The sequence below is a fragment of the Varibaculum prostatecancerukia genome (assembly GCF_943169825.2).
In the GTDB taxonomy this organism is placed as follows: Bacteria; Actinomycetota; Actinomycetes; order Actinomycetales; family Actinomycetaceae; genus Varibaculum; species Varibaculum prostatecancerukia.
Window position 1 is genome coordinate 815,468 of sequence record NZ_OW968402.1, and the last position, 21,250, is coordinate 836,717.

Below are 21,250 nucleotides of genomic sequence, written 5' to 3' on the forward strand. Positions count from 1 at the left end.
CCGTGTTCTCCCAGATACCTGCCGCCGGGCTACTCGTTTTAGCGATTGTGCTAGTGGGGGTAGACGCTGCCTGGACGGCAGCTTTGGGAGCTTTTCAAACTCTGTCTCACGCTCGCGCCCAAGACCTGGTGGAGGAAGGACATCGCCGTGCCCGCCTGGTGCGTTCACTGGTTGAAGACCGGGCACGCACCGTGGCTATTTGCCAGTCCTGGCGCCTATTCGCGCAAGTCTTAGCAGCTACTTGTATGACCTTAGCTATGCTCGGCTTCGGTCTGGTCTGGTGGGTGGCGCTATTAGTGTCACTACTGGTATTGGGAGCGTTGCTGCTGATTTTTGCCACATTTGCGGGTATGCGGATAGGGCATTACCGCCCCGAAGCCACTGCCCTGTGGCTCAGTAAATTGGTGAGTTTTGGGCTGAAAATCTCGGTTCTATATCGCCCCATAGAGTGGATCGCGCACAAAATAGCGCCACTTTCCCCAGTAGATGAGGCCGTCTCTCGCGCGGAAATCGCCGAAGATTTTCGGGAAATGGTCGATGAAATGGCCGAGGAAGAAAACCTGGATTTCGAGGACGAAGATCGTCAGATTGTGCGTTCCGCTCTGGAACTAGGCACCACTTTGGTGCGCGAAATTATTGTGCCGCGCACCGATATGGTGTCGGTGGAGACCACCACCCTTGCCCGGGAAGCCTTTGAAATTTTTATCCAATCCGGGTTTTCTCGGATTCCGGTTCTTGGTGACGATGCCGATGATGTGCGCGGAATGCTCTACCTAAAAGATGTGGTTTCCCGCTGTTTTTCCCGTCCCGAGCTAATGGATCACCCGGTTCCGGAGATGATGCGCGAAGCATTCTTTGTTCCTGAAGTAATGCTCGCCGACGACTTGATGCGCCAAATGCAAGCCGATGCCCCTCATATTGCGGTGGTAGTGGATGAATGGGGTGGCACCGTAGGCCTGGTAACGATAGAAGATATCCTAGAAGAGCTGGTGGGAGAGGTAACTGACGAGCATGATCGCGCCGAACAAGAACCCGAGCAAATCGACGCCGATACTTGGGTGGTGCCTGCCCGCTTAGGTTTGGACGATTTGGCCGAACTGGTAGATCTGGAAATAGATGATGACGAAGTAGATACTGTCGGCGGGCTGCTGGCCAAAGCGCTGGGCAAAGTGCCACTGCTCGGCTCTTATGCCCGGGTCAAAGGGCTGGAGCTAACTGTAAAAACGGTTGCCGGTCGCCGCCGGCAGATGGATACCCTATTGGTAAAACGCCTAGAGACAGAAACGGACGAGGAATGAGCGAGCAAGAAAAAACCGAGCCTAAAAATCATCGCGCGGGATTCGTTTCAATCGTGGGACGACCCAATGTAGGAAAATCCACGCTAACAAATGCGCTGGTAGGGCAGAAAGTGGCGATTACTTCTTCTCGCCCGGAAACTACCCGTCACAATGTGCGGGGAGTAGTCCAGGGAGAGGATTACCAGATTGTGTTGGTGGATACTCCCGGGTTGCACCGACCCCGTACGCTGCTAGGTAAGCGCCTTAACGATATGGTGCGCGAAGCTCTGGTAGATGTAGATGCGGTGGTATTTTGCGTGCCGGCAGATCAAAAGATTGGTCCGGGGGATCGCTATATTGCAGCGGAACTGAAAGACCTGAAAATTCCGGTGATTTTGGCGGTTACCAAAGCAGATCTGGTTTCTAAAGAACGCATGGTAGCGGCACTGGTAGCTGCGGGGGAACTGGGGGATTGGAAAGAGATTGTTCCCCTCAGCGCCCTAGAGGGGGAGGTATCGGTGCTGGCTGATCAGATTGCCAAATACCTGCCGTCCTCCCCGCCTCTATATCCCCGCGATCAGGTTAGCGATGAATCGGTAGAAAAAATGATTGCCGAGTTTGTGCGCGAGGCCGCCTTAGAAGGGGTGCGGGAAGAACTTCCACACTCGATTGCGGTACAGGTAGAAGAGATTCTCTACCAAGGGGAAGATAGCGGCCCCCGCTTGGGATACGGAACGCACCACGCCCCGCAAAGTAAGCAGGGTGCCACCGCGGACACCGGGGATGCTGCCGGTTCCGAGAGTGCGACCTCGCCTAAAGTTGCTGTTGCCGAGGGCGCATCCTCGTCATCTCAAGAGGAAACCAAACCCCTAGATGTACACGTTAACGTATTCGTGGAACGCGATTCTCAAAAGGGAATTTTGATTGGTAAAGGAGGCAGCCATATTCGGCGGGTACGGATCAAATCTAAGCGGCAGATTCAAAAACTGTTAGGAAAACCGGTGCAATTACATCTGCATGTGCGGGTGGCGAAGAACTGGCAGTCGGATACCAAAATGCTGGGGCGCCTGGGATTCTAGCTCACCAGCAGGGATATCTCTTAGAGACTGGAGCTTGGAAAAATAAGGTTTTCCGCCACTCTTAGCAACAGCACAATCTTGTAAACGTTTCCCTAGTCAGGAATTTTCTTGCTAGGATTTTAACGATAAAACACTTACGCGAGGAGGCGTTTTCTGTGGCAACCATCCGTGACGTGGCTAAAGCCGCCGGAGTTTCAATTGCCACCGTTTCGCGCGCCCTCAATGGAAGTACCCATTTAGCGCCTGCTACCCGAGTTAAAGTAGTAGCCGCCGCCGAGGAACTCGGCTATCAAAAAGACCGCCTAGCAGCGGCGATGCGGACCGGACGCACCGGAGCTATCGGACTGGTGCTGGGGGACGTGATGAACCCGTTTTATGCGATGCTAGCGCATTGCGTGGAGCGGGCGGTGCATTCCCACAAGACCTCCCTGGTGCTTTCAAATGCCCATGAGGACGGGCAAAGCTACGAAAACGGAATTCGATCGCTGGTAAAACAGGGGGTTGATGGACTTTTAGTGGTGCCTCCCTCGCGGATTAAGCCTGGCTGGAAGCATCCGGCTCCTCCCGAGGGAATAGCAATGGTGGCTCTAGATCGGGAAGCTCCGGGAACCAAGATTCCCTCGGTACTTATTGACTCCACCCAGGCGATGCGAGATATGGCTGAGCATTTACGGGAAGTCGGTTATCACCGTCCCGCCTACCTGGCGGGTCCAGAGTTTTGTTTATCGGGGCAAAGGCGCACAGAAAAGCTACAGGAAGCTTTGGCCAGTTGTGGTTTTGGAAAGCTAGAAGTGGAGTATTGCCCCCATGAGGCAGTTTCGGCTGCCAGCGCTACCCGGGCGCTGCTGGCGCTTTACCGTCCAGATATTATTATTTGCGCCTCTAATCAGATTGCCCTGGGAGTATTGATGATTGCCAAGAGCATGGGGATGCAGCTAGGTTCCGATTTAGGATTAGTAGCGATTGATGACATTCCCTGGTTCTCGGTGATGTCCCCGGCGATCACCGTGATTGACCAACCCGTAGACAAGCTGGCTAATCTAGGGGTAACTGTACTGATGAAACAGATTTTCGGGGCGGCCTATGTACCTAAGGCAGGGGATGTTTTAGTGGCGGGTGAAGGTGCCTTTATTCCCCGAGAGTCCACCCAGGGGCCAAGCCTGTCCGCTCAATATGCGGGACGTTGGTTACCAGAAAGTGGAAAAACTGTTTAGAGTAGGTATATGCGCGCATTGATTCTGCTGCTAGGCTGCCGCGACGAAGTCCAGTAAAACTGGTCGAGACTCGTCGCGGGATTCTTTGCTGTCCTCGGCCAGCCACTTAAAAAGCAGAAAGAAATCTTAGAATGCGAACTACTGGTAAAGCTCCTCGTCAACAACCGTCCGGGATGCCGTTTCAAAAGTATGCCCACTTTTGGGATACTTCCCTAAAACTGCCGGATCGTACCTGGCCAGATAAAAATGTTACCCAGGCTCCTCGCTGGCTATCTACGGATTTGCGAGACGGCAACCAGGCCTTGATTGACCCTATGGATCCGCTGCGTAAACGAAAAATGTTCGATCTGTTGGTACAGATAGGGATGAAAGAAATCGAAATCGGGTTTCCGGCGGCCTCACAGGTAGATTTTGACTTCGTGCGCTCACTAGTTGAAGATGACGCGATTCCCGAAGACGTCTGCGTTTCAGTCCTCACCCAGGCGCGCGAAGACCTAATCGGACGCACCGTGGAATCCCTAGTGGGGGTGCCGCGTGCCAATGTGCATATCTATAACGCCACCTCACCCACTTTTCGGGAAGTAGTATTCCACAACGATAAGGCGGCCACCGTAGAACTGGCGGTGAGCGGGGTACGCGAAGTAATCGCGCAAGCGGAAAAGCAATTGGATGATTCTACGGTTTTTGGTCTGCAATATTCCCCCGAGATTTTCGTGGATACCGAAGCTGAGTTTGCCCTGGAAATCTGTGAAGCGGTCATGGATATCTGGCAGCCCGATGAGGATCGCGAAATTATTTTGAACCTGCCGGCTACCGTAGAGCGTTACACCCCGGACTCCTATGCAGATCAGATTGAATGGATGAGCCGTAACCTTAGCCGCCGCGAACACGTATGCCTGTCGGTACATAACCATAATGACCGCGGCACCGGGATCGCAGCCGCGGAACTTTCTATGAAAGCAGGCGCTGACCGGGTAGAAGGCTGCCTCTTGGGGCAAGGCGAGCGGACTGGCAACGTAGATTTGATTACCTTGGCGATGAATCTTTATTCCCAAGGCATCGACCCCATGCTGGATTTATCTAACCTGGATAAGGTGCGCGAAACGGTCGAGCACTGTACTCGCATGGAAACCAATCCCCGCCAACCCTATACCGGCGATTTGGTTTACACCTCCTTCTCCGGTTCCCACCAAGACGCCATCAAGAAAGGCTTCGATAAGCGTGCCCGGGAGGTTAAAGCTGCCGGTGGCGACCAAAACCAAGTTATCTGGACAGTACCTTACTTACCGATAGACCCGGGCGATATCGGGCGCGACTACCAGGCAGTGGTTCGGGTGAACTCCCAGTCCGGCAAGGGCGGAATCGCATTCATGATGAAACGGGATTATTCCTTGGATTTGCCACGCCGCCTGCAGGTGGAGTTCTATCGTCACGTTCAGGACTACACAGAAGAGTTCGGGGGCGAGGTCGACTCGCAGCATTTGTGGAAGATTTTTGCCGATGAATATTTGCCCGGCGAAGAACACAGCCTCACGCCTTGGGGCCGCTTTAAGCTGCGGGATTCTCGCGCCGATACCAACCACGAAACTGGGGAAGTGTCCCTGCGGGCTCAGGTAAGCGATAACGGTACTATGCGGACTTTAGAAGCGGTGGCGCCCGGACCTATCGAGGCTTTCATTACTGCTTTCCAAGGGCTAGGGCTGGATATCAAAGTTCTGGACTATGTCGAGCACGCGATGGAAACCGGCGAAAGTTCGCGGGCAGCAGCCTATGTCGAGGCCGAGATTGCCGGTCAGGTGCTGTGGGGAGTAGGTATCGATCCATCGATTACCCGCGCTACCTATAAGGCAGTCATCAGCGCCCTCAACCGCGCGGAACGCTAAGGCGTGGATTTTTTCGAATAGTGTTTTGAACTCGATTAATAGATGCTAAAAGTCGTTTTTCAGGAAGTCTAGCAATCGTTTTGTAGGTTTTACGTGGCTGCTGGCATTAGTATTTGCGGAGGCGGCCGCTAGCTCTCGCCCGTAAGCGCCCTTTGAACTGTGTCAAAGCTGAACTAGCAAGTAGATGTGAGATAATAACCGGGTGCTGCGAACCTATACCGACCAGGCGATTGTCCTGCGAACCACCAAGCTAGGGGAAGCAGACATGATTTTGACCCTGCTCACCCTCGAGCACGGGCAAGTGCGGGCAGTAGCTAAAGGACTGCGCCGCACCTCCTCGAAATTCGGGGCGCGTCTCAGTCCCTTTAATCGGGTAAAACTGCAGCTGCACCTGGGGAGAAATCTGGATACCGTCACCCAAGCCGAGTCGCTCAGCCTGAATGCCCCGGCGATTGCCGCCGATTATGAACGTTACCTATCCGGGCAGGTAATGTTAGAAACCGCGGAAAAACTTTCTGAGGGCGAGGCTTCGCGCAGCCAATACCGTCTGCTTGCTGGAGCAATACCAGCCTTAGCGAACCGCGCGCACCGCCCCGGCATGGTGCTATCCTCGTATCTTTTGCGCACCCTTGCGATTGCCGGATGGGCTCCGGCTTTAAGCGCGTGTTCCCTCTGCGGATCTGACGGCCCCTTTAAAGTATTCTCGGCGCCAGCAGGTGGGGTGGTATGCGCAGATTGCCAGCTCAGCGGAGGAATACGCATCTCAGATCCAGTAACCAAGCTGCTTACTTTGCTGCTTGCCGGGCAATGGCCACAGGTTTACCAGGCAGATGCTCTAACCCAGGGCATCGCAGAAGAAGTGGTTACTGCCTATACCGAGTGGGTTTTAGAGAGAAAACTAAAATCCCTGTCGGTCAGGGAACGCAAGGCATAATAAGAACATGAGCGATAAAGACTTGGTAGCAACTATTCCCCCCGGGCAGGGCGCCTCCATACCTCCGTTATCGCAGGTTCCCACCCACGTGGCGCTAATCATGGATGGCAATGGACGCTGGGCTAATCAACAGGGTTTGCCGCGCACGGCAGGGCATCAAGCCGGAGAACTGTCGCTGATGGACACCCTGGCAGGAGCAGTCGAGGCTGGGGTGAAAATGGTGAGCGTCTATGCTTTTTCCACCGAGAATTGGAAACGCTCCCCGGCGGAAGTGCGTTTCCTTATGGGGTATTCGCGAGACGTGATTCGCCGGCGCTCCCGCGAACTCAACGACTGGAACGTGCGCATAGTGTGGTCGGGGCGGCGCGGGCGCCTCTGGAAGTCAGTTATCAAAGAATTAGAAGCTGCCGCCGATTTGACCAGGAAAAACACCGGGATGGTGTTCAATATGTGTATAAATTACGGAGGACGCGCGGAACTGGTGGACGCTGCCCGCGCAGTTGCCCGCCGGGTAGCGGCCGGGGAAATCAGCGAAAACCATATCCGCGAGGACACCTTAGCGCGAGAAATGTATCTAGGAGGAATGCCGGATGTGGATTTACTGATCCGCACCTCCGGGGAACAGCGCCTGTCTAATTTCTTGCTGTGGCAATGTGCCTATGCGGAACTTAGCTTTGTTCCCGAGATGTGGCCAGATTTTAAACGGGAACAACTCTGGCGGGAACTAGCAGCTTTTGGAGGGCGCAATCGGCGTTTTGGAGGAGCCAAAGATCAGCCCCAAGGCTCCTAAGTACCCTGTTAGCAGCCTTTTGCAGCCGACACAACCGGGCCCTTGAAAATCCCGAAGTGCGCCCTGGTAAAAATAAGGATGATTAACCCCGGTATTACTAATCCCAGAGAGGATGGGCAAACAGGCCACTGCCCAGTTTCGGCTCGAACCAAGTGGACTTAGGGGGCATGATTTTATCGGCATCTGCCACTTCCATCACTTGGTCAATCTGGGTGGGATACATATAGAAGGCACACGCCGCGCCATTATCTACCGCTGCTTTCAGCTCGCCATCCCCGCGAATCCCGCCTACGAAATCGATGCGCTCGCTGGTGCGGGGATCTTTAATTCCCAGTAGGGGAGAAAGCACTTTTTCTTGCAGCAAAGATACGTCTAAGGAATCGGGCAGCTTTTTACCAGCTATAACCCCGGGATGGAAACTGCATGCATACCATTTGCCGCCCAGATACATACTGAACGAGCCGGCATTTTCTGGGGGAGCGAACTTTCCTAGTTCAGTTATCGCCGCTACCTGCGCTAAGTCGTTCAAGAACTGCGCGGGGTTAGTATCTCCCCAATCAAGCACTAGCCGGTTATAGGGAAGGCAGCGCAAGTCGTGGTCGGGAACCGCTACCACTAAAAACTCATTCCAGGGAGCTTCGGGGCGCTGCGGGCGAGTAAGTCCCACTTTTGCCGCCGATGCGGAGCGGTGATGCCCATCGGCAATATAGAAGTAGTCCAGCGCCTCTAGGGCGCGAGCAGCCGAGGCGGTATCTTCATCCGATAAGGGCCAAAGCTCATGGCGGGTACCATCTAAAGTTTTGCCCTCAAGCAGTGGTGTTTCTTTGGTTACCCTCGCGGTGATCTCGTCGATTTCTTGATTGGCTCGATAGGTGAGAAACACCGGTTCCGTGTGGGCATTTACCCGGTCGAAATGTTTAATTCGGTCGGACTCTTTGATTGCCAAAGTTTTTTCGTGCCGCTTAATAGTTCCGTTTTGATAATCGACTACCTGGGCGCACCCGACGATTCCCACCTGGGCGGCGCCTCGCCAAGTCTCCCGGTACAGATACAGGCAGGGGCGGTCTTCACGGACCAGCACCCCACGGTCAATAAAATCGGCCAGATTGGCGGCGGCCTGCTCGTGCACCTGGTCAGCGTGTTGATCCACGCTTGAGGGTAAATCAATCTCCGCGCGGGTGATATGTAGATAGGAATCGGGGTCTTTGCCCTGTTCTGCCGCCTCCTCCCGGTTCATGACGTCATAGGGCAGTGCCACTACTCGCGGGGCGGCCTCGCTAGTGGGACGCAGAGCGCGAAAAGGACGCAACTTCGGCATCAAAATCTCCTTAAAGCTATTACCTTTGCCTCCAGTTTATCGGCTGAGCCTAGGTTTCGTAGTTGCGCGCCAACTATTAGCCGGCGGAAAGATAGAATCCTGGACTGGTGTAGAAGGAATTGGTTTCCTGTCCTGGTTACGTAGGGAAAATATTTGGCTTCCTCTGGCTATTTACGGAAGTAGGCATAAACATCGGGGTTGAATACCCAGTCGAACTGCCCGATCATTTCTAATAGACCGCCCTCGCCACAAAATGCTTTTTTGAAGCTGTAGAGTCCGCCGGAGTTATCCACCTCGTAGATTGCTCCCATATCGTATTGGGTATATCCCTGTTCAATAGCGTCCTTAATCGCTTCATTGTTCATTTGATAGTTGGGTCGCAGATTTCGTTTTTCATTGGAACTAGCAGCGTAAATATAAAAACATTTCCGGTTAAATCCCAAAGTGATAGCGCAGGAGAGTACCTCATGCTCGGCGGTGCGAGTTTCATAGAGAGTTACTGCTTCCGGTGGGAATGCATTAAATAGGCGCACGAAATAATCTTTAGGGCGATAGGTGATTCCCTGCCGCTCCGCCATTATCTTGGTTAGTTCATAAAATTTATCGAGAGTTTCCTCGAACTGCGGATCACCGCGATGGAAGCGTAAAGTTTCTAGACCATGTTTGTAAGGAACCTTTATTTTGCTTTTATTTTTTGATTTTACGGTCTTCAAAAACCCTTCATGCGATCCCATGGAAATGTCCGCAATCATATTCATCCTGGGATTAGAAAAGTTGTGTTCATCGGCTCCGCGGGTAGTAATCTCCAGATTATCTATGCCGGCATTCCGATAGCTTGCAAGCACCTCTTCGTCGTAGGCAAACTCGGGGTCCATCCTTAAAACAAAACCGTTGCGTTTTTCAATCACCGGGGCGGCCTCGTTTACCAGCGCTTTCACCGTGTCAATATCCTTAAAATTGCAGACGGGACCGCGGGGGGCATACATAAAAGCATGCTCGCCATGGTTCCTGATAGAAAGTATTGACAGGGCAGCAGTAATATTTCCCGCATCGTCTTGCAGATATACGTAGTCACTATCCCAGTTATTCTTTGCTTTTGCCCAGTTTAAGGATTGCATGACGTGACCGTAGGGACTGGAAGCAACGAATTCTTCATAGCGAGCTACTGCTTCACTATTAGATAAATCCAAAATGGGCACGATAATGCTCCTCGCTTATCTGGGATAACCACATATATTCCCGGAATGAAATCATTGCTTAGGATACATTACTCCTGGAGTGCGGTAGTGATCCCATTTATCAGCTACTTTGAACGGGATTCTAGGGAGGAGCTATCCCGGTATCTTCTTGCCCTAAAGTAATGGTATCCGCTCCAAACAGCATATTCCTTGGGGGAGTTCTTTGTCGGGCTTTAGAATGTCTACATGACCCAAAGTGCGTTCCTACCGTTGAAAAACTGTCTCGCTACGCTTACTGATACTCGCGCTGAAGATTGGTTCTTATTTATGCGCGCCCGCCACGGGATGGCAACCGTCTACCAAACCTTGCACCAATGCTTTGGCCAGGGAACGGTAACCACTCAGGCGTATACCTGTGTCACTGCGATTAACCCCATCTTGGTGGCTGGTCTTAAACCCGAATACGGGGATATTGATCCCGATTCCATCGCTTTAGTCCCCGACTTCGCGCCCCTCCATGAGCAGACGCGGGCGGTGGTGTGGCAGAACACTTTCGGAATTCTCGCGGACAGCAAGGCGGCGCTGTTGCGTTCGCGGGTTCAGAGCACCCCGGCGATTTTTCTGGAAGACTCCGCTCACTGCGTCGGATCAATGCTTCGCGATAACCAGGGAGAACCACTGGCGGATATTTCGGTGCACTCTTTCGGGGTAGAAAAACTTCTGCCTACCAAGTTTGGGGGTGCTATCTGGATTAATCCGCGCCTGAAGGAGCGCAGCCCGCAGCACCAACGCTTTGTGGAAGAGCTTAAGACCGCTTGCGCCGGGGTGCGCGCTCCCCAGGGGCGCGAAGAAAAAGCCATGCGCCGCTATTTTAACCAAGTGCGGGTACTCAACCATTTACCGCAGATGCTCTCGGCTCCCCTGCGGAAAACTCTAATAAAAACCGATAGATTTTTAGCCCCGATTATTCCCCTGGAGCAGCAGGGAAAGTTAGACCGTGCCCCCGCTTTGCCCTCCAAGTGGGTGGCAGATCAGGCGCTTTCGCAATTGAATAAGATTGAAGCTACTCGGCGGCGACGCCAGCAAGTGCAGCACGTTTATCAAGAAAAGCTCAGGCGGCGGCTGCAAATACCGGCAGATATCAGTGATTCCCAGGCTCTAGTGCGTTTCCCGATATTTGTTGAGGGCGCTACCTCGGCCAATGGGGCGGAAAGCCTCTTTTCTTTCTTGCACGCGCGCGGCTATTACCCGGGACGCTGGTATCGACCGGCACTATTTCCTGGGGTAAAAGACTACGAGCTCTACAACCTAGATCCTGAGCTTTCCGACTTGCCCAATACCGAGCGCCTGATAGAAAGCGCCATTAACCTTCCCACGCAGGAAAGCGTTCCGCGAGCCCAAGAAATCGTCTCCCTGGTAAACCAGTGGGTAGGCGATAACTCCTAACAGCCACTTTTTCAGGCCGGACGGGGAAGCGAACAAGTAACTACGGCAGAGAGCCCTCGGTCACAGTAGTTTTCGCCCCTGACAGCTTGCCTATTAGACTAGGCGCGATGACAAGCAACGATAAAATGCCCCGAACCTACCATGTGCGCACCCTGGGGTGCCAGATGAACGAGCATGACTCCGAACGCATGGCGGGTCTGCTAGAAGCTGACGGCCTGGTGCCAGTAGAGCTGGTGCCGGCCGCCGCCGCGCGCGCCACCAATGCAGGTGACGGGGGAGCAGATGTAGTCGTAATCAACACCTGTTCGGTGCGGGAAGCTGCAGCTAACCGCCTGTTCGGGAACCTGGGGCAACTAGCCAGCGTGAAGCGGGAGCGCCCCGGAATGCAGATCGCGGTCGGGGGTTGCCTAGCGCAACAGATGCGCGAGAAAATCATTGAAAAAGCCCCCTACGTGGACGCGGTTTTCGGTACCCACAATATTGACGTCCTCCCCGCCCTGCTGCGCAGATCCGCCCATAACCGGCAGGCAGCGGTAGAAATCGCAGAATCTCTAAAGGTATTTCCCTCCACTTTGCCTACCCGCCGCGAATCCGCCTATTCCGCCTGGGTATCCATCTCGGTGGGTTGTAATAACACCTGTACTTTCTGCATTGTTCCTTCTTTGCGAGGGCGCGAACGCGATCGGCGTCCTGGGGAAGTACTCGCGGAAGTTGAGGCCGTGGTGGCACAGGGAGCTTTGGAGGTTACCTTACTGGGGCAAAACGTGAACTCTTATGGAGCCGGATTTGGTGATCGCGGAGCCTTCGCTAAGCTGCTGCGTGCCTGCGGAAATGTTGAAGATTTAGAGCGGGTACGCTTCACTTCCCCCCATCCGGCAGCCTTTAGTGATGACGTGATTTGGGCGATGGCGGAAACTGAAAACGTGATGCCCACTTTGCATATGCCGTTGCAGTCGGGTTCCGATACTATTTTGCGCGCGATGCGCCGCTCCTACCGGCAAAAACGTTTCCTAGGGATACTAGATAAGGTACGTCAGGCCATGCCTGAGGCCGCGATTTCAACTGATATTATTGTCGGCTTCCCGGGGGAAACCGAGGAAGACTTCCAACAAACCCTAGAGGTAGTGGAGCAGGCCCGTTTTGCTTCTGCCTTCACTTTCCTGTATTCGCCGCGTCCGGGCACTCCGGCGGCCGATCGCGAGGATCAGATTCCTCACCAGGTCAAGCTAGAGCGTTACAACCGTTTGATTGCCTTGCAGGAAAAGATTTGCCTGGCAGAAAACCAAAAGTTGGAAGGAAGCACCGTTGAAGTTTTAGTGGCTGAGGGCGAGGGTCGAAAAGATCAAGAAACTCACCGGGTGTCAGGCAGGGCGCGCGATGGTCGCCTAGTCCACGTGGCGCTACCTGCCGGACAGAAAGCTCCACGACCTGGAGATATCGTGACTGCGAAAGTTACTTACGGCGCGCCTCATAACCTGATTGCGGATTCCGCCCTCAACGGGGGAATGTTCTCGGTGCGCGCTACTAGAGCCGGAGATGCCTGGGAAGCGCGCCAAAGTAAAGAAGAAGAATACTCCCAGCAGGTGTCTCTGGGAATTCCCGCTATTCGTCCTCGTGGGTAGGTAGCTTAATGGATGCTTCCAAACTTCCTCTCGTTGCGGTAGTTGGGCTAACAGCCAGTGGAAAATCCGGTTTTTCCCTGCAGCTAGCCCGGGCGTTAGGAGAGCGTGGCATTACCTGCGAGATTATTTCTGCTGATGCCTTCCAGCTCTACCGGGGAATGGATATCGGGACCGCGAAAGTTCCTCTAGAGGAGCGCGGAGGGATTCCCCACCATCTACTGGATGTTCTGGAACTAGCGGAAAAAGCCTCAGTAGCTGCCTATCAGCGCAGTTGCCGCCCGGTGATTAACGAACTTCGCGCGCGGAAAGCCCTGCCGATGCTGGTGGGAGGGAGCGGGCTCTATGTGCGCGCCGCCTTGGATGAAATCGAGTTTCCCGGAACTGATAGCGCTGTCAGGGAACGGATTACCGCCCAGGCAGTGCAACTGGGGGCAGAAAAAATGCATCAACGCCTTGCCGAAGTAGATCCGGAGTCCGCTGCCAGAATCTTGCCCAGCAATGTACGCCGAGTTATCCGCGCGCTGGAAGTATATGAGATAACCGGCAAAAAATTTTCTGCCACTATGCCGCGGCGGGAATATTTTCAGCCTACTTTGCAGTTGGGAATCAACTGGCCACTAGCAGTGCTCGATGAGCGCATTAGCCAGCGCACCGCCCAAATGTTGGCACACGGATTTATCCAAGAAGTTGCGCAGCTAGAAAAACAGGGACTGGCCCATACCCCCACGGCTTGCCGCGCCACCGGCTACCAGGCGGTTATGGATTTGCTGGCCGGAAAAATCACCCGCGAAGAGGCCGCAGAGCAAATCTCGCTACATACCCGGCAGTTAGCCCGCAAACAGCGTAAATGGTTCCGCAAAGACCCGAGAATCCATTGGCTAGACGGCGAAGCAGGCACGTCGGCCAACCTAGACCAAGCCCTAACTCTCCTCGAAATCGAGCATTAGCCACAATATTACGAGGGGGCGAGATTTTTCCTCCCGCCCAAGAATTCGGAAAACGTGGCGACGTTTTCCGAATTCTTATGCCCACCGCGCCCACTCGGATAAAATCTCGTCCCCTCGTTTAGGACGCTTTCTCGTACCAAACCGGCTTCATGTGGGGACAAGGGTCGCGGCCGGTAAAAGATGCGAGAGGGGCTCGTTCCGCTTGCTCCAAGCGGAACGCGGGGTCCCCGGAGCGCTTTTACCGAGCCAGACCTGATCAGATCTGTAGCTATTTCTTGACTTCGGTTCCACCCCATTCGATGACTGTGAATCCGGTGCGCTTCGGGGCTTTCAGAGTTTGCGGCTTAACCTTGATCGGCTTGTCTAGCGCCTTGAACGCCATATAAACCCGGATAGTGGTTTTTGGCTTCGGGGATACCTGCAACTTGGCGTTGTCAGTGTAGTTCTTGCCTTGGAAAGAAATCAGATTCCACTTATTAGCCTCCATCTTGGGTAGCCAATAGACAATGAACTCATTAGCTTCACGCCGGTTCAGCCCCAGTTTGGGTAGCGACTTTTCTAAGAACTTGGCTGAGTCAGAGCCTTTGACTACAAAACCGTGAGAGAAATCCCAGGGGAACTTATAAGACAGCCCTTCCCAATAGAGGTAGTTGTAGGTGTTTCCGTAGCCACTTAATAAACCGTTGGGATTCGCCATGACGTTCCAGCCACCTTTTGCCGGATACTTCGGATAGGTAGTGGTGAGTGCTCCGAGGTCAGGATTGATTTTAATCTTGACGTTCACCTTGGTTTTCTTAGTGGGGTACAGATAGATAACCGGTTTTCCCATCCCATCTGCTATGGTTGGTGGCGGTTCTTGAGCCTGCTGGCGCTGGGCGCGGGCGGCGGCTTCTCGAGCTGCTTGCGCGGCGGCGGCTTGGCGAGCGGCTTCCTCCTGGCGGGCTTGTTCTTCCGCCTCGGCCATGGCAATCTCGTCTTTTTTAGCTTGGCGGGCGTCGGTTACCACTTCGACTTGCTTGGTGATTTCCTCATCTTTCATCCCATACTCGCCGTAAACCTTCTTTAACTGCTCAAGCTGCTCGTCGGTAACGTTTTCCGGTTCGATCGGCTCCAGGGGGATATTTAGCTGGGGAGCAGGGCAGGAAGTACACTCCTCAGAGTTATTCTCAGTATCTGGGGAATCGGTGGCCTCGCTATTTTCCTGACTATCTGAGGATTCAGGGGCTTCGCTAGGTTCCTGACTATCTGAGGATTCAGGGGCTCCGCTAGTTTCCTCACTTTCTGGGGTACTAGCAGGCGCATCTTTCTTTTCAGGCGGAGTTACCTTGATATGAAACTCATTTTTCGGGATGTTATAGATGCGTCCATCGTTTTGGATGGGGGAGGCTTCTACCTTCAGGGTGTAGCTTCCTCGCAAAAGTTTAACCTTGGTTCTCTTGGGGTAAAACTTGATCCGTTTATCTACTTTTTTCTTATCTAAATCTGTTCCTTGGACGCGGATAGGTACGAAAGTAGCTTTCTCGGGAGTGTAGTCCGAGCCAGTCACGTCAATCTTTACCGCTTGATACTGATGGGCGGCTTGCCAGGCAGCGTTTTCAGCCTGTTGCTTCCTGAAAATCCATAAACCACCGATGCAGCTAAAAATCAGCACGATGGCCAGGATGCAAGAAATAATGAGCAGTTTTTTCCGACTCTTCTCACCGGAGTTGTTTTCCCCCGTGGGATTCGGGTAGCCCCCGGGATAACCGCCATTGGGAGGAAACCCAGCAGGGGCAGGCGAGGCCATAGGCTGCGGGGAATAGCCACCGGGATTACCTGGGTAGTTATATCCATTGTTACCCATCGGCGGTTGGGGAGACATACTCGGGGACATACTGAAAACTCCTTGATAAAGAGATAAAAACTACCGCAACGCCAGTAGCCGTTTCTTTTGGGAAACCCTTTACCAAAAAAGTTTAGACCTCCTAAACCCACCGAAATTTAAAACTGCCAGAATGAAAATTCAGACAAAACCCCGCCAACCCGCAGAATGAATTAGTCGTACGAGGGGGCGAGATTTTTCCTCCCGCCCAAGAATTCGGAAAACGTAGCGACGTTTCCCGAATTCTTATGCCCACCGCGCCTGCTCGGATAAAATCTCGCCCCCTCGTTTAGGAGGCATTCTCGTACCGAAGCCTCTTCATGCGGGGGATAGTTTTTATCCGATAGGTTAGGCGGGCGTAAATCCCTATTTGCCACAGGCAAATAGGGATTTTGGGCAGGAGGAAAAAACTATCCCCCGCATGTTTAGTGCTTTTCCGCGTATGACTGACTAACGGTACAGCTTGCTTCAGAGGAGGAAAAATCTCGCCCCCGTGTGTTGATCCAGACCCGATTGGATGCGTAGCAGTATTTGCAGGAGGAAAAATCTTGCCCCCGCGTGTTCAGCCAGACCCGTGATAGGGAAGTTTAATCTTCGATGACGATGGCGTGGGCAGTTTCCCGGTCAATGCGGCCGAAGTTATAGAAGGCCGCACATGCGCCCTCGGGGGAAACCATACAGGTACCAATGGGTTTCTCCGGGGAACAGGCGGTACCGAACACTTTACATTCCCAAGGCTTAATCCGCCCGGTAAGTACTGATCCGCATTCGCAGGCCGGGGGATCGGGAACCCGCACTCCCGGCACGTTATACAGCCGCTCAGCATCCCAGGGGGCAAATTCCTCGGAAATCCCCATCCCGGAGTAAGGCATCCAGCCTAGACCGCGCCACTCGAAGGTGTCACGGGTAGAAAATACCCGATCCAGGAGCCTGAGAGCAGCGAGATTACCTTCGTGACGTACTACCCGTGAGTATTGATTTTCTACTCGCGCTTCTCCACGTGCTACTGCTCCCGACAGATATTGGTCAATTAGCATCGCTACCGACTGCAAAATATCGAGCGGCTCAAACCCGGTGACTACCACCGGTTTGTTATATTCCTTTGGCAAGAACTTGAAAGCATCCGAGCCGACTACCGTGGCCACATGCCCGGGACCAATAAAACCGTCGATCCGGGTTTCATCAGCGCCCACAATCGCGCGCAGCGGCGGTTCAATCTTCACGTGATTAGAAAACACAGAAAAGTTCTTTACCTGTTGTTTCTTCGCGGCTACCAGAGTAACTGCGGTGGAGGGGGCAGTGGTTTCGAACCCAATCGCAAAGAAAATTACCTTCTTATCTGGATTTTCTTTCGCAATTTTTAAAGCATCCAAGGGCGAATATACGAAACGGACGTCGCGCCCGCGCGCCCTCGCCTGCAGCAGAGATTCTTTAGATCCCGGCACCCGCATCATGTCCCCGAAAGTCGTCAAAATGACATCCGGCTGATTAGCTAGCCACAGCGCGTCATCTACCCGTCCCATGGGGATGACGCACACTGGGCAGCCCGGACCGTGAATGAACTGCACGTTTTCTGGTAAAAGATGTTCTAGACCATGCCGGTAAATAGTGTGGGTGTGTCCTCCGCAAATCTCCATAAATGCTAGCGGGCGCTCAAAGTGTTTGGCCTCCGAATTGATGCGTTCTACCAGTTTGCGCGCAAACTCGGGGTCGCGGAATTCGTCAACATACTTCATTTGTTTGGTCTCTTTTCGCGGTTGAAAGATTTGGGTAGGGTGAGCTGGTTAGACCGAGGTGGTCTTAAATTGCTCTAGTTCGCTTTCGAACTGCCCCAGTTTTCTGATCTGATCCAAAGTGGTGGCGGCCTCTTCCGCGTCGATCTGTGACATCGCAAATCCCACATGTACCAGCACCCAATCACCAACTTTCAAACCCTCGTCTGCCAGCAGATCTGTGGAAATCATCCGTTCAACCCCGGATAGCGAAACCTTGGCGCGGCCGCTCTCATTTTCATCGAATGCCACAATTTCGGCAGGAACTCCCAAACACATAGAACCCTCCTTGAGCTAATTGCTTTCCAGGTTACTTGCAATTGTCAGCGCTATCAAAGATGAAAATCACCGCCGGTTTGTGCGATTATCAAAGAGTGGATCCTAAAAACCGCCTAAATGATGACGAACTCAAAGTAAATTCCAATATTGCGCGGGTACGCAGCCGCGGAATGAAACTCAAAGACGACTACGTGACGCTCTCGCACGGCGCGGGCGGGAAGGCCTCTGCTGCCCTAGTTGAGCAGGTTTTCGTTTCCGGTTACGGCAACGAAGTCCTAGAGGAACTCACCGATGCCGGGGTGCTGCCCCTAGCAGAACTTCTGGGCGCGGATAGCGAGGGCGAGGACGCTTTCAAGGATCTCGCCGGCTACAAACTGGCAATGTCCACCGATTCCTATGTGGTGAACCCTACGGTATTCCCTGGGGGGTCTATCGGGGAGCTGGCGGTTAACGGTACCGTCAATGACCTGGCAGTCTCGGGCGCTATCCCCAAGGTAATTAGCGCCGGTTTTATTTTGGAGGAAGGACTGCCGATCGCGGAATTACGCCGGGAAGTACAGGCGATGCGTGAGGCCGCCGAGAAAGCTGGGGTACGGATCGTTACCGGCGACACTAAAGTGGTTCCTCAAGGTAGCGGTGACAAACTGTTCATTAACACCGCAGGGGTCGGGATAGTGCCAGGTGAGCGCCGCCTGGGTGCCTCACAGGTGCAGCGCGGAGACCGGATTATTGTTTCCGGAGCAATCGCAGATCACGGCATGTCAGTGATGATGGCGCGCGGTGATCTCGCGATTGAAGCCCCCATTAAATCCGATACTCGCGCGGTTAATCACCTGGTAGAAGCGCTAATGGCGGCGGTGTCGGATACCCGCTGGATGCGTGATGCTACACGCGGCGGTCTGGGAACGGTACTGAACGAACTAGCGGTGGCTACCGGGTGGGGGATAGCTATCGAGGACGAATCTATTCCGGTACACGATATGACTCGCGGTGCCTGCGATATGTTGGGCATCGACCCCATCTATGTGGCGAACGAAGGTATGTTCTGCGCGGTAGTTCCTGCCGATCAGGTTGATAGCGCACTGGCAGCGCTGCGAGCACTGCCCGGCGGGGAAGAAGCCGCTAATATCGGGCGGGTAGTTTCTAAACCGGAGTCATCGGTAGTGATGGTGACGGCTTTCGGGGGTACCCGGATGATTGATATGTTGGTGGGCGATCCGCTTCCGCGAATCTGCTAGCCGGTTGGAAGTCAGCAAGTAAGGGGTCAATTCGTAGGCGCGAAAATCACCCTTAGCAAGCGCCCAAAACTGCTGCCCACGCCTGCCCTAGGCAGAGGCCGCCATCATTGGGAGGCACGGCTTTATGAGTTAATACTTCATAGCCGCCTTCGTGCAGCATACAGATAAAATTGCTGCTAAATAAACGATTGAGGGCAACTCCACCGGTTAGCCCCAGGGTTTTTATGCCTGCTTTGTCAGCGGATTCTCTAGCCTGGTCGCCCAAGAGCTGCGCCAATCCCAGATGGAACTGCCAGGCGCGTTCGCCTACTTCCCGATCGTCCTCACCCAGCATTTCAAAAAGTTCCCGGTAGCTATTAACGCGCAAAGACGGTGCGCCTATATGCCTGTTTGCCCAGCTGGTAGCGGCGTACTCTAGTTCCATTGCTGCTTGCGCCTCATAGGTGACTGAGGTGCAGATTCCTAATATGGCGGCTGCCGCGTCAAATAATCTGCCGCAACTGGTGGTCGCCACTACGCCAAAGCCGCTGTTTAACTGACTTTTTACTAGCTCTAACTCGGCGTTCTTTCCCTGCCGATCCCCAATTTCAGCGCTTATTTTCTGGGTAATCCAATCCAGATTCCAATCGTGTGCAATCCCCAAAGCTACCCGCCAGGGGTAACGCACTGCGCGATCTCCTCCCACCAGGCTAAAGGAGGGGAGGTGAGCGCGGCGATGCCAATCTGAACCTGCAATCTCTAGGATTTCTCCGCCCCAAATAGTGCTATCCGTGCCATACCCGGTGCCATCCACGGCTACTATTACCGCCGGATCCCGGCGGGAATGTTCTGCCAGCAGACTATAGGCGTGCGCCACGTGGTGCTGTACCTGCACTAATTCAATGCCGTGCTGGTCGGCAAAACGCGAAGCCCAACTGACGGTGGAATAAGACGGGTGCAGGTCACAAACCACTTTTTTTGGTTGTTGGTGCTGAAAATTCAGCATCTGCGCTACCGCCCGATCCAAAGCCTCCTGGCTGGCGAGGGTTCCCATATCGCCTATATGCCCTGAAATATGCGCCCAGTTTCCACTGGCAAGGCAAAATGTATTCTTCAGTTCTCCGCCTACCGCCAAGATCGGTGTCGTGGCTGCATGAGGCAATGCCACCGGCAACGGTGCATAACCGCGCGAACGCCGCGAAGGGATCATTACCTGCGCGCTTGCTAAGAAAACCGAGTCCTCCATCGGCAGGTGAATATCGCGATCATGGAACACGAAAGCGTCCGCTATCCGTGATAGCCGTTCGAATGCGTCCTCGTTCGTAAAACACAGTGGTTCGCCCGCCAGATTCCCGGAAGTCGCCACCAACGCCATCTCGGTGCATTCGGCGCTTAAAAGTTCTAAGTGCAAAGGGGCGTAGGGCAATAAAATCCCTACGTCGCCTAAGCCAGGAGCCACCGCAGGCGCCAAATCGTACCCTTTGCCAAAGGGAGCAATCACAATGGGACGCGCCGGGGAAGATAGCTCTGTAACCTGTTTAGCATTTAGTTGTGCTAGCGCTTGAGCAGCTTTAACACTGGGAGCCATCACTGCAAATGGTTTATCCCCGCGGTTCTTGCGCTTACGTAGCCGGGCGACCGCCTCCTGATTGCGGGCATCACACATTAAATGAAAACCGCCGATACCTTTAACCGCCAGGATTTCTCCCCGCCGCAAACTCGCGCGTGCCTGGGATAAAGCAGCCGAAATCAAGGAACGGCGATCTCCTGCCGGAGGGCGCAACTGGGGGTTTTTAGTATCGCTCACCCACAGCACCGGGCCACAATCGAAGCAACTAACCGGTTGCGCATGGTAGCGCCGATTTTTCGGATCGGTATATTCTGCCTGGCAGGCCGGACACATTGGGAACTTAACCATAGTGGTGGTGTCCCGATCATAGGGTAAATCCCGCATAATCGTTGCCCGCGGCCCACAGTTCGTGCAGGTGATAAAAGGATAGTGGTAGCGCCGATTATTCGGATCTACCATTTCTTGTCGGCAATCTGGACAGGTGGCGGTGTCGGGAGGAATCAAGGTGCGCGTGCCGGAGCGCCGCCGCGAGGAGACAATCCTAAATCCGTCTTCGCCCTCTATTTCGGGAATATCTTGGCAGGCACTATGGAGGACGCGTGCCAGGGGAGGCAAAGTCGCCAGCATTTTCGTCATAAAGTTTTCAATATCGCTGGCGGCGCCTTGAGCTTCGATAAATACCGATTCATCATCATTACCCACGAAACCGCTGATAGCGAAAGCGGCGGCGACTTTAGCTACATGGGGGCGAAAACCCACCCCTTGCACTACGCCGCGCAGCCGATAGGCTCGCCGCATTCCGACCTCCCCGATTAGTGAAACCTCAACATTCTAAGCCTAGTGGTAAGCGGAAGGGAGGGAAC

The 21,250-nt window shown here is 53.8% G+C and carries 16 protein-coding genes; 10 read left to right on the top strand and 6 right to left on the bottom strand.

What is annotated here, in order from left to right:
* The first annotated feature begins 2 nt into the window (after window positions 1–2).
* From KO216_RS03465 to uppS, 6 genes are all read left to right on the top strand, one after another.
* Window positions 3–1,298, top strand: a complete 1,296-nt coding sequence (locus tag KO216_RS03465; protein ID WP_215522927.1) for a hemolysin family protein — start codon at window positions 3–5, stop codon at window positions 1,296–1,298.
* Window positions 1,295–2,356, top strand: a complete 1,062-nt coding sequence (era, locus tag KO216_RS03470) for a GTPase Era (protein ID WP_251451797.1) — start codon at window positions 1,295–1,297, stop codon at window positions 2,354–2,356. The genes KO216_RS03465 and era overlap by 4 nt, the downstream gene beginning before the upstream one ends.
* Window positions 2,357–2,511: 155 nt before the next feature.
* Window positions 2,512–3,570 (top strand): LacI family DNA-binding transcriptional regulator, encoded by a 1,059-nt coding sequence (locus tag KO216_RS03475; RefSeq protein WP_215522928.1) that lies wholly within the window; start codon window positions 2,512–2,514, stop codon window positions 3,568–3,570.
* Window positions 3,571–3,701: 131 nt separating this feature from the next.
* On the top strand, window positions 3,702–5,453 hold the full coding sequence (gene leuA, locus KO216_RS03480; protein WP_215522929.1) for a 2-isopropylmalate synthase: 1,752 nt from the start codon (window positions 3,702–3,704) through the stop codon (window positions 5,451–5,453).
* 205 nt (window positions 5,454–5,658) lie between these two features.
* Window positions 5,659–6,387: a DNA repair protein RecO gene (gene recO, locus KO216_RS03485; protein WP_215524033.1), complete on the top strand. Its 729-nt coding sequence runs from the start codon at window positions 5,659–5,661 to the stop codon at window positions 6,385–6,387.
* 7 nt (window positions 6,388–6,394) lie between these two features.
* Complete coding sequence (uppS, locus tag KO216_RS03490; RefSeq protein ID WP_215522930.1) at window positions 6,395–7,177, top strand: polyprenyl diphosphate synthase; 783 nt, start codon at window positions 6,395–6,397, stop codon at window positions 7,175–7,177.
* A 97-nt stretch (window positions 7,178–7,274) separates the two neighbouring features.
* Here the strand turns inward: uppS and KO216_RS03495 are convergent, their stop codons facing one another.
* On the bottom strand, window positions 7,275–8,495 hold the full coding sequence (locus tag KO216_RS03495; RefSeq protein ID WP_215522931.1) for a DUF1015 domain-containing protein: 1,221 nt from the start codon (window positions 8,493–8,495) through the stop codon (window positions 7,275–7,277).
* A 167-nt stretch (window positions 8,496–8,662) separates the two neighbouring features.
* The gene (locus KO216_RS03500) at window positions 8,663–9,694 is read right to left on the bottom strand and encodes a lipid II:glycine glycyltransferase FemX (protein WP_215522932.1); all 1,032 of its coding nucleotides are present in this window, start codon (window positions 9,692–9,694) and stop codon (window positions 8,663–8,665) included.
* Between the two features lie 225 nt (window positions 9,695–9,919).
* Here KO216_RS03500 and KO216_RS03505 point away from each other — a divergent pair, with 225 nt between their 5' ends.
* From KO216_RS03505 to miaA, 3 genes are all read left to right on the top strand, one after another.
* Window positions 9,920–11,119, top strand: a complete 1,200-nt coding sequence (locus KO216_RS03505) for a DegT/DnrJ/EryC1/StrS family aminotransferase (protein WP_215522933.1) — start codon at window positions 9,920–9,922, stop codon at window positions 11,117–11,119.
* Window positions 11,120–11,226: 107 nt separating this feature from the next.
* Window positions 11,227–12,741, top strand: a complete 1,515-nt coding sequence (gene miaB / locus KO216_RS03510) for a tRNA (N6-isopentenyl adenosine(37)-C2)-methylthiotransferase MiaB (RefSeq protein ID WP_215522934.1) — start codon at window positions 11,227–11,229, stop codon at window positions 12,739–12,741.
* Window positions 12,742–12,749: 8 nt separating this feature from the next.
* On the top strand, window positions 12,750–13,688 hold the full coding sequence (gene miaA / locus KO216_RS03515; protein WP_215522935.1) for a tRNA (adenosine(37)-N6)-dimethylallyltransferase MiaA: 939 nt from the start codon (window positions 12,750–12,752) through the stop codon (window positions 13,686–13,688).
* Window positions 13,689–13,956: 268 nt separating this feature from the next.
* Here the strand turns inward: miaA and KO216_RS03520 are convergent, their stop codons facing one another.
* The 3 genes from KO216_RS03520 to KO216_RS03530 all read right to left on the bottom strand — a co-directional run bounded on the left by KO216_RS03520 (window position 13,957) and on the right by KO216_RS03530 (window position 17,600).
* The gene (locus tag KO216_RS03520) at window positions 13,957–15,549 is read right to left on the bottom strand and encodes a hypothetical protein (protein WP_309547338.1); all 1,593 of its coding nucleotides are present in this window, start codon (window positions 15,547–15,549) and stop codon (window positions 13,957–13,959) included.
* 587 nt (window positions 15,550–16,136) lie between these two features.
* Window positions 16,137–17,285, bottom strand: a complete 1,149-nt coding sequence (hypD, locus tag KO216_RS03525; RefSeq protein ID WP_215522937.1) for a hydrogenase formation protein HypD — start codon at window positions 17,283–17,285, stop codon at window positions 16,137–16,139.
* A 48-nt stretch (window positions 17,286–17,333) separates the two neighbouring features.
* Complete coding sequence (locus KO216_RS03530) at window positions 17,334–17,600, bottom strand: HypC/HybG/HupF family hydrogenase formation chaperone (RefSeq protein ID WP_215522938.1); 267 nt, start codon at window positions 17,598–17,600, stop codon at window positions 17,334–17,336.
* Between the two features lie 41 nt (window positions 17,601–17,641).
* Here KO216_RS03530 and hypE point away from each other — a divergent pair, with 41 nt between their 5' ends.
* Complete coding sequence (gene hypE, locus KO216_RS03535) at window positions 17,642–18,838, top strand: hydrogenase expression/formation protein HypE (protein ID WP_309547339.1); 1,197 nt, start codon at window positions 17,642–17,644, stop codon at window positions 18,836–18,838.
* A gap of 52 nt (window positions 18,839–18,890) precedes the next feature.
* On the opposite strand, the gene hypF is transcribed toward hypE, so the two are convergent.
* Entirely contained in the window at window positions 18,891–21,185 is a 2,295-nt protein-coding gene (hypF, locus tag KO216_RS03540) for a carbamoyltransferase HypF (RefSeq protein WP_215522939.1), read from the bottom strand.
* Window positions 21,186–21,250 lie beyond the last annotated feature (65 nt).